Source organism: Phytohabitans aurantiacus (genome assembly GCF_027923225.1).
Classification (GTDB): domain Bacteria; phylum Actinomycetota; class Actinomycetes; order Mycobacteriales; family Micromonosporaceae; genus Phytohabitans; species Phytohabitans aurantiacus.
This window is the reverse complement of the sequence record NZ_BSDI01000029.1, coordinates 103941-113367: the sequence shown is the minus strand read 5'-3', so window position 1 is coordinate 113367 and position 9427 is coordinate 103941. Positions and strand designations below refer to the sequence as shown.

Below are 9427 nucleotides of genomic sequence, written 5' to 3'. Positions count from 1 at the left end.
GGTACGCCCCTGCGGCTAGGCTGCGAGGATGGCACCTGAACGCGGCGGCGTTCGGTGACTACCCGCGAAATCCACGCGACCACTGCCGACGGCACGCGGGTCGCGGCGACCGATCAGGGTGAGGGACCTACGATCCTGATCGTCCATCCAGGATCGAGCGATGCCACATCCTGGGCGGGCGTGGCGGACAAGCTGTCATACCGGTTCCGGGTCGTGCGCATCCACCGCCGGCTGTACTCTACCGGCAGTCGACCGGCGGCGGGACACACCATGGCGACCGAGGTCGACGACGTACTGGCGATCGCCGCGACCCTGGACGGGCCTCTGGTTCTGGTGGGTCACTCGTCCGGTGCGGTGGTGGCCCTCGAAGCCGCGCTGGCCGCGCCAGCGACGTTCGCTGGCCTGGTGTTGTACGAGCCACCGGTGGCGGTCGATGCTCCGCTGGGCGGGCAGGCGTTGCTGCGCGCGCGAGCCGCGCTCGAGGCGGGCAAGCCGGGCCGAGCCATGGCCATCCATCTGCGGGAGATCGTCAAGGCGCCCCGGTGGCTGGTCACGTCCGTCCGGTTGGCTCCGTCGGTGTGGCGCCGGCTGCGGGCGTTCGCACCGGCACAGATCAGCGACGACGAAGCGATCGAGGCACTCGGCGTGGGACTTGCCCGCTACGCCGCCGTAGAGGTGCCCACGTGCCTGCTCGGCGGCGACCGCAGCCCCGCCAACCTCCGCCAGCGCTGGGAGGCGCTGGCGAAGGTGCTACCCGGTGTGCGGTCGGTCGTGGTGCTTCGCCGCCATGGACACGCCGCACATCTGACCGCACCCACCGAGGTGGCATGGGCGGTCGAAGACTTCACCGACTCCGTCCTCGAACAGCCCTGACGTCGAGGTCGGTGCGCCTCTCACACAACGACCAGCTGCCCGCGGCGGCCGGCGGGGCAGACGGGCGTGTCTGGTCCTCGTCCGCCACAATGAGGGCGGCGGCTCCGCGCGAAGTCGACTTCCTCCTGGTCGAGGAATGCAGGCAGTCCCGCCGGTCTTACGGGTACTGGGAGGGAAGCCATGGGCGCGCAGAGCGAGTTCGGCGACTACCAGCTGTTCATTCCTGCCGAAGCCGCGCCCGGCCTGGCTGATGTCCTGTCCACGCTGGACCACCTTTTCCAGAATCTCGACGCCGTCGACGCGGCACCCGCATTCGCCCGCCCGGGCACGATCCCGGCCGCGCATGACCTCGTCCGACGTGATCGCCAGGTAGCCGCAGACATCGACGGCGCCCTGGACAGGCTCCGATCCGACCTGGCCGGCATCGGCTCATCGGTGCTGGGGCACCTCGACCATCTGGTCGAGGCCGACGAGGAGAACGCCCACGACATCCGTAACGCGGGTGCGCCGTAATGAGCGCCTTCGAGCCGGGCCTGCCTGACGCCCGGCAGATGATCATGGCGGACAGCCCTGCCGCAGCGCACGAGCACGCCGCTCGCTGGCAGAGCCTGGCCCGCCGATGTGACGCGATCGCGGATGACGTGGGTTCAGCCCTGGAAATCACCGAGACGCATCTGCGGCTCAAGGCCGCCGCGGTCTACGGCGATGAGCTGCGGCAGGCGCGCCACCGCGCCACCGCGATGGCGGACATCGCGCACCACAATGCCCGTGTGTGGAGCGATGTCGCCCAGATCCTGGCCGAGGCGCAGCGCAAGCTGACCCAGTTGGATCCGCTCGACGCCGCTGGCAGGAAAGCGCTGGTCGCACAGGTGCAGAACGCGTATCTGGAGAACGTCACCAGGCTGTTCTCCCCCGACCCGCTGCCCAGCCCGGACGCCGAGCCACGCCCGCGCGCGAGCAGCGCCGTCCTTCCACCGGTGGTGCCGGTGCCGGTACGGCCACGACGTGTGACCAGCGGCCGGCCGGCGGGTGAGCCCGGTGACTACCTGGTGCGCGATGCGAAGCCCGTCGATGGATTGCCGGTATTGGCGCCCATGGCCTGGTTGGCGGCGCCCAAACAGTCACCGCCGGTCAAGCCCACGCCCGCGGTGGAGGGTGACAGGACGGTGGTCGTGGAGACCACCGTCCTCGTACCCAACTGGATCACGCCGCCAGCCGCCCAGGCGTCGCCACCCATGGCTGCCGAAGCGGCGCCGGTCCACACCACGCTGGTCGACCAGGACCAGTTCGCCACGGTTCTGGCGCACGCCGCCCTTCGGCATCCCGCGGTGATCACCGTACGCGGCGATGAACTCGAGACCGACAAGGCGCTCGCCGCCGTCCGGCGGCACCTCGGGTCCACGTCCGGCGCCCAGCGTGCGGTGCCGGTGTGGCTGAACCTTTCTCATGTGGACGAGCAGGCCGACGTATGGGCGTCGATCCGCGACGGCCTCGTCGAGGCACGGCCGCGCAGACCGGCGCGGCCGTTCACGTTCGCGCGTATGCGCGGTCAGCGGGATCGGGGCGCTCGGCTCGGCGGCCGAGACGCTGTCATCGATGAGCTGACCAGGCTCGACGGGTCCGGCACGACCGTCGTGTTACTCGTTCCTGACCCGCGCTGGACCGCCCCGTACGTCGCCGACCGGATCATCGACGTGCTCCTGGAACTGCGCGAGGCCGCGCCGTCGCTAGGTGTCCTGCTCGCGCTGGACCCGCCGGTGCTCGCCAGTCATCTGGATCAGGTTGCCGGGCGACCGGCCGGCTACGGGCGCGCCCGGGTACGCCGGATCGACCGGTTCGGTGTCGACGTGCCACCACCGACGGCGGCGGATCTCGATCCGGCCCTGCGTGCGCTCAGGCAGGACGCGCGACCTGGACTGCCGGCACCGGTCTGGGCCGAGACAGTCCGGCTCGCTGACGACCCATGGGTCTTCGACCGGGCCAGGACGTTGTTGCTGGCCGATCCGCAACAGCGACGTGACAGCGACCGTGTCCTGTGGTTGTGGCGGTTCTATCTCAACGTGCTGATCACCGGACCACTGTCGACGGTCGATGCCGGCCGGCACGCCGACGTGGTGCTGACCGCGGCCCAGGTGGTCCTGCGGTGGCACGACGCACGGCTTGCCGGCACGGAGCCGAAGGCGCCGCACGAGCTTCTGCCCGCTGACCGACCCGACGTCGCCGCCGTGCTCGACCAGCTGCTTTAGGATCTGGCGGTGGTGAGGGCAGCGCCGAACTCGAGCGCGTTGCGGTAGCGCTTGGCGGGGTCTGTGGCCATCGCGGTGGCCAGCACCGCGGCCAGCGACGGCGGCACGTCCGAGCGCGGCAGCCCCGGCGCGGGCGTGCTCAGTACCCGCCGCCGAAGCTGTTCGAGGTCACCGGCGGGCTCGGACGGAGCGTGGAACGGTGGATGGCCGGCCAGCATCGTCCACAGTGTCGAGGCCAGGCCGTAGATATCCGTCGCCGGCGAAAGGCCGCCGCCGGTCAGCGCTTCGGGCGAGGCATAACTGGGCGTCATCCCGGCCGCGCCTCCCGCGTTCCCAGCCTCGCCCACGTCGAGCGCGATGCCGAAGTCGGAAAGGCGCGGCCCGTACGACGTCCGAAGGATGTTGGACGGCTTCACGTCACAGTGGATCACTCCAGCGACGTGAGCGACATGCAGGGCGTGCGCGATCCGCTCGCCGACCTCGATGACCTCCTCGACGGCCAGAGCACCGACCTGGTGGAGCAGATCCTCGTACGTGCCTTGCGGGCAGTACTGCATAGCCAGGTAAGGGTCACCGTCGCGGGTATGCCCCGTGTCGAACAGGGCCACGATGTAAGGATGACCGGCAAGGTCGATGAATGAGCGCAGCTCACGCAGGCGCGCGCTGTGGGCCGTCGTCGCGTCGCGAAACACCTTGATCGCGTCGACGCGGCCCAGACGGGTATGGGTCGCCCGGTACACCACCGAGGAACCGCCCACGCCTACGACCTGGAAGTCGTGATAGCCCGGCACCAGAGGCGCCTCCGCGGATGGCGCGTCCGATGGGGTCAAGGCCGCCGAGATCCCGAACAGACCGGGTGCCACCTCGCCGTCTTCGCTTACCTCGACTGCCGCCGGTGCCGTCAGTGTCAGGCCCAACCGCGCGGCGTGCGACTCGATCATCGCGGCCAGTTCCACGCGGAACCTGGCTTCGTGAGCCTGGCGCGCCTGATAGTCGGACGGTGAGAGGACCAGCAAGTACCGCCCAGGGACCCGGCCGCCGGCACCGTTTTGGGCGGCCGCCCCGCGAAGCGTGCGCTGGAACGCCTGCGACAGGTCAGGCATCCGGGGTCGGAGCTCGTCGTCGCTCGCCCCGCCGGTAGGGGCCTGCTCCTCTTGGGCTCCGTGCCACCGCACCGTCTCCTGCCACAGGTGATCAAAGTGCGCGCGCTGCTTCGCGTCGATCCCGGCGACCACCGTGAGCACGGCATCGCGGGTCGGTGGCCGGCTGGCACGGTCCCGCCGCTGCTGCGGAATCGGCACCCGATGCCGCAGCAGATGGTGCACGTCTTTGGCGATCCTCAGCACCGTGTTGACCACGTTGAAGCCCCGCGCGTCGCGAAAGCCAGGCACTGCGGCGGCGTCCGTAGCGATCTTGCGCGCTGACGGCTGGCCATGCCGAACGTGCAGGTCGTACAGGGCGCACCACAGCTTCTCCAACGGGTGCTCGTCGACGCCGGTCATCGTCGGTGTTACTCCCCAGAAGTGCTGTCAGCCTGCTGCTCCGACGCGTTACGCAAAGCCGGATTCTACGATGCGACCGCCATGTCTCGTGCTGTATCCCGTGGCTGTATCGCGTGCCGGCAACGCTGCCGAATGTGTCTCGCGGCCGTCTCGCCCGGCCCCTCCCACCGTGTCTCGTGGCGTCTTCCCTATATCGCCGCAGACGATCGCGTATCGACGAGTGCGGTCTTGTTTTAGCCGCTTTTGCGGATTCTGTGAATGCCGCACGCTGGGCGCACAGCGACGGCGCCTGCGCCTCAACTGCCAGGTCTCAACGCAGGCGCCGCCTCGGCCCTCACAGGAAGGACCTCATCCATCATGCCTCTGTCCCACTGGGCGGCGCTGCTATACACCGCGGCGGTCCTCACGCTCGCCGCTACGTACCTCTGGTCCAAGGACGCCGGACGCCGCAAACGAGCCATGATCCTGCTGCGGCGCCTCACCGGCCGCCGATAACGTCACACACCAGCGCCGTGCCGCACCCGCGGCACGGCGCTGCCCTTTTGGGCCGGACGCCGATGAGCGGGCGTCGACAGCGTCCGAACTGGCACCATCGGCGATACCGCCGTTTACGTCGGAGCCGTCCCCAGAGTATGGGCTCCCTGGTGATCCGCGACCTTGCCGAGCAGTACTTCACTCCGTGAGCTCAGGTGCGAAGTGATTCCCACTCCTTCTCCAGGGCGTGGTTGATCCGGTGATCGCGGGCGATGGCCTCTTTGAGCCAGGCGATGGTGGCGGGTGCCATGGCGAGAATCTGGTTGTAGTTGAGGGCGACTGGATTCACACCGAACAGCAACCCGGTCTTGAGAAGAGTGCCTGAGGCGGCGATGGCGTGTCCGAGCAGCAGCATGGAGGTGAGTTTGGCGTGCTCCACCTTCCGTTGCGCCGCAGAACCGCCGGTGGCATAGCTGTTGAGAAGCCAGTACCCGCGGATGATCGCGGTCACGACGCCAGGAGTGATGCCCATCGTGAAGAAATGGCGAAGGTCATAGCCGTTCGTGTACATGTAGCGGGCGACGTCGGTCCAGGGCACCTCGACGCCGGAGGGACCCAATGCGAACGGTGAATCGACCCGGCCGAGCTGAAGCAGGCTGAAGAACGGGGGTTGCAGTCCGGCCGGGGTGTAGACGTCGGACAGCAGATGGCGCATGTGGGTGATGAGCGAGGTGATCAGGTCGACCGGAGCGGCGTTGGCGGCGACCTGGACCAGTCGCCCTGCTTTGTCGATGTAGGTACCAGTGCCACGCATAAGATCCGCCACCCCGAAGAGGAAGCCCAACGCCGGATCGTGGCCGAGGCTCTGGAGCCGATGGGTAGCCGGCCGCATGCCGCTGACCAGGCCACCGGTTGCCTTCGTAGTAGCGGCGTCGTAGGGCACCTTGGCCAGCTTCTCGAATCCCTTGAAAAACTGGTTGTGGATAGCTCGTGCGCGGTCGCGGTCCTGGAGCCACCTGGTGAGGGGCGATCCCGTGTACTTCTTGCCGAGGAAGGTGGAATCCTGGGGGATGCGGACGAGGATGACGTCCAGGAGGGTCGCGAGGACTCCGGCGCTGACGACGACCATCCAGTCGGTCCGGTCCCAGCTGATGTCTCCATGTTCGCCGGCGTAGCCGCGCAGGCTGTCCGCTATCTGGCTGGTGGGCAGGACCTGCGGGAGAGGGTCCCGGGTCAGATCGAGCCCCAACAGGTCCAAGCGTGCTTCGGCAAGGGTGACGAGGTGGTCGAAGTCGTCCTCAGTCGGGACGGCAGGCACGGCGTAACGGAGGTGGCTCGGCGGTTCGCCGCTCACGGCGGTCACCGCGTCCGGCCAGGGTCTGTGAGCCGACAATGAGGCGCCCATCGCCCGCAGGCGGGCGCGCACCGCGTCAAACTCGGACTCGACCTCGTCCAAGGTGTCGCTGACGCGTGGTTCGCGCTCGAGGACATCCTTGAGGTCGAAGTCCACCTGGTCGAATAGCCCTCGCATTTCGGCCAGCGTGACCGTCTGGTAGGCAACGACCGCCGCGGCAGCCGAGAGCCGATCAGTGGACACGCGACGGCTCCCGGCTTTCGAAGGCCACCTGGCTGGTCTGCAAATCGGCCAAGGCCAGTTGGAAGGCGGCCATCTCAGCCCTGAGAGTGGCCAGCCGCTCCTCGTTCCTGGTGGTCTGGGTGAGGTGGGCCTGCATCCGGTGGGCGAGCCCGGCGATGTCGTCAGTGAGCTCGGCCATAGCAGATTGATGATTCTTGATGACTTGCTGAATCAGATACTCGCGTCGCTTCTGGCGTTCACGGTCGTTCGTGGCCAGCACATAACGCGCGCCCTGATGGACCGCGACGCCGAGGAGCACCACCGTGCCAATCCCGGTAACCATCGCGCTCAGGCCAAGTAGCCCGCCAAACCCCAAAGCCGCCAGACCCGAGGTGATTCCCGCCCCGCCGAGACCGGAGACGCTGCCAGCAAGACTGACCGCGGCAACTGGGGCTCCGAACGCAGCCGCCTTGGCCGCGATGTCCTTTGTGGCGGTCTCCAGCTGGCTGGTCGTGATCTTGCCGCGAGCGAAGTCCTCTTCGGTACTCACCAGCCGTTCGGTCGCCTGAACCACCGTGTCAGCCGAATCGGGGAACACCAGCCTCGCGATCAACAGGATCCGCTCACGCTCGCTGTCCGCGACATGCCTGTCAGCACGCGAGATACGCACGAGATCGCGCAGCAGCAACATGAACACCGGCTCGCGCTGACCTTCGTCGAGGATGTCGAGCAACTCGCTGGCCAGATCCACGACGGCCACCCGGAACTGCTCATCGCTCGCGGCATCGCGTTGCGCCCCCGTGATCTCACCACGCAACTGCGATCGCGCTTCGCCGTCGAGCCCGATGGTCGATGCGAACAAGTACAGATTCGCGATCTCGCGAGGATCGAGGACAGCATCGACCAGGGCCAAGCTCACCAACACCCGGCAATAGAGCAACTTCGCGTCATTGGGGAGCGCGGACAGGTTCGCGGAATCATCGCGGTTACGGGACGACCGCGCCGACAGGTTGCCTTTGACATCCGCGACCTTCGCCTTCACCTGTACGGCGGACTGCTTCGCTCTCTCCTGGGCGTCGCCAGCAGCGTCAGTGACACGCTGCCGTGCGGCGCTGGCAAGATCCTTCAGCCGGCCAAGCCCAACCTCACGAGGCTCCATCGCCATCCCTTCACCACGCGGTCGGATCCATGTTTCGCTAGGTCTCGACATCGGGTAAGGGACTGTTCGGTTGTTTGCGCGGTAGTCAAGGAGCGCTATTCAGAACGTCTGATCGTCCACTGTGGTCAGGGCCACGGGTGTCACTACAGGTGACGGCGGGCCGCCCCGGTGTAGATCACCTGGTTGTGTGGACCAAAGAGATCAACGAGGGGCAGCCGCCGCGCTGTCAGGCTATGACCGGACTACGCGGCGATCAAGTCACCGACCTCGTCAGCGGCGTGTTCGACCTGCTGGACGGGGTGTGGCAGCCAGTACGCGGACGGCGGCGGGCGCTCGGCCTGTACCGGGCGGTGGTGCTGACCCTGTTCCTGATGCGTCGTAACGAGGCGCAGGCGGTGGCCGCTGAACTGTTCGGCTGCTCCCAGTCCACAGTGTCACGCGTGGTGCGCCGGCTGCGGCCGCTGCTACGGCAGGTCACCGCGGACTTCGCCGGCCAGATACGACTCCAGGCCAAACGATCGGCGGTGCTGGTCGACGGGTTCCTGGCCCCGACCGGCAACCGCACCGGTACACCGGACCTGTTCTCCGGCAAACGCCACACCTGCGGCATGAACGTGCAAGCTGTGTCGGACCTGGCCGGTCGCCTGGTCGACACCGGCCTACCAGTACCCGGCGCCCGCCACGACAGCAAAGCCCTCACTGAGTCCGGCATCGCCGACCGCTGGGCCAACCACCTACGACCGGGCGGACCCGGCATGCTCGCCGACCTGGGCTACCTGGGCACCGCGGCGATCACCGGCACCCGCAAAACCCCGCGGCGGCGAACTCGGCCAGGTACGACGTGCCTGCAATCGAGCGATCAACAGCACCCGCGCGGCGGTCGAGCGAGCGATCGCGCACCTGGTCAACTGGAAGATCCTCGACACCGGCTGGCGCGGACGCCTCACCGACTTCCCCGAAGTCCTACGCACCGTCACCGGACTGGAGATCTACCGAACCTGGGGATAACCACGTTCTGAATAACGCCCCAGGTGAAGAAGGCCCGCATCGAGCATCTGTACGCAATCACCGACGGTGAGATCATCCCGGAGGAGGGTGAGCCGACCGTGGTGTTCAGCATGGACGAGTTCGGACCGTTGAACCTGCAACCACACCCGGGCCGGCAGCGGGCCGAGGTCGGCGGCCGGCACAAGGACCCACGCCTTGACCCGCGGCCGAGGCGGCGGGCGCCACACCCTATCGGATTCTTGCGACTAACTCGTCTGCGAATTGACCAATCGCGGCGTCAGAATCGCGGCGTAGCGCTTCGAACTTCGACCGTGATTCACCGAATATCCGGTCAACGGCAACTTCCCAGTCCACCTTTTCTTGATAGTTATCCGCATATATGCTTCCCGCGTCATCGGCCGCTCGGCGCCACGCCGTAGATGCCTGCGCTACTTGTCGGACAAGTTGAAATAGCTCAACCCTTACCGACAAAGCACGGCACGAGAGAAGTGCAATAAGGAATGGCAGCACAATTGGAGTGGCGGCACTTATCGCCATTCCCTGATGACATATCTCATTTTTTAGGTGGAACAGCGCATCGGTTGCCATC

Annotated in this window: 8 protein-coding genes; 5 read left to right on the top strand and 3 right to left on the bottom strand. The window is 67.3% G+C overall.

Translation table 11 applies throughout. The features are described 5' to 3' along the window. Positions 1 to 54 precede the first annotated feature (54 nt). From QMG73_RS26150 to QMG73_RS26140, 3 genes are all read left to right on the top strand, one after another. On the top strand, positions 55 to 873 hold the full coding sequence (locus tag QMG73_RS26150; protein WP_281899949.1) for an alpha/beta fold hydrolase: 819 nt from the start codon (positions 55 to 57) through the stop codon (positions 871 to 873). Between the two features lie 180 nt (positions 874 to 1053). Then, positions 1054 to 1386, top strand: coding sequence for a hypothetical protein (locus tag QMG73_RS26145; protein ID WP_281899947.1), 333 nt, complete (start codon positions 1054 to 1056; stop codon positions 1384 to 1386). Continuing rightward, entirely contained in the window at positions 1386 to 3119 is a 1734-nt protein-coding gene (locus QMG73_RS26140) for a hypothetical protein (RefSeq protein WP_281899945.1), read from the top strand. Before QMG73_RS26145 ends, QMG73_RS26140 begins: the two co-directional genes overlap by 1 nt. Here QMG73_RS26140 and QMG73_RS26135 read toward each other — a convergent pair. Beyond that, complete coding sequence (locus tag QMG73_RS26135; RefSeq protein ID WP_281899943.1) at positions 3116 to 4621, bottom strand: FhaA domain-containing protein; 1506 nt, start codon at positions 4619 to 4621, stop codon at positions 3116 to 3118. The two genes, QMG73_RS26140 and QMG73_RS26135, sit on opposite strands and share 4 nt — an antisense overlap. 357 nt (positions 4622 to 4978) lie before the next feature. Between QMG73_RS26135 and QMG73_RS26130 the strand changes: the two genes are divergently transcribed. Beyond that, positions 4979 to 5116: a hypothetical protein gene (locus tag QMG73_RS26130; protein ID WP_281899941.1), complete on the top strand. Its 138-nt coding sequence runs from the start codon at positions 4979 to 4981 to the stop codon at positions 5114 to 5116. A gap of 190 nt (positions 5117 to 5306) precedes the next feature. Here the strand turns inward: QMG73_RS26130 and QMG73_RS26125 are convergent, their stop codons facing one another. Then, positions 5307 to 6605, bottom strand: a complete 1299-nt coding sequence (locus tag QMG73_RS26125) for a hypothetical protein (protein WP_281899939.1) — start codon at positions 6603 to 6605, stop codon at positions 5307 to 5309. A gap of 76 nt (positions 6606 to 6681) precedes the next feature. Beyond that, complete coding sequence (locus QMG73_RS26120) at positions 6682 to 7836, bottom strand: TerB family tellurite resistance protein (protein ID WP_281899937.1); 1155 nt, start codon at positions 7834 to 7836, stop codon at positions 6682 to 6684. 227 nt (positions 7837 to 8063) lie between these two features. On the opposite strand from QMG73_RS26120, the gene QMG73_RS26115 reads away from it, so the two are divergent. Further along, positions 8064 to 8849 carry a transposase gene (locus tag QMG73_RS26115; protein ID WP_281899936.1) on the top strand — a complete coding sequence of 262 codons (786 nt, stop codon included), beginning with the start codon at positions 8064 to 8066 and terminating at the stop codon, positions 8847 to 8849. The last annotated feature ends 578 nt before the right edge of the window (positions 8850 to 9427 follow it).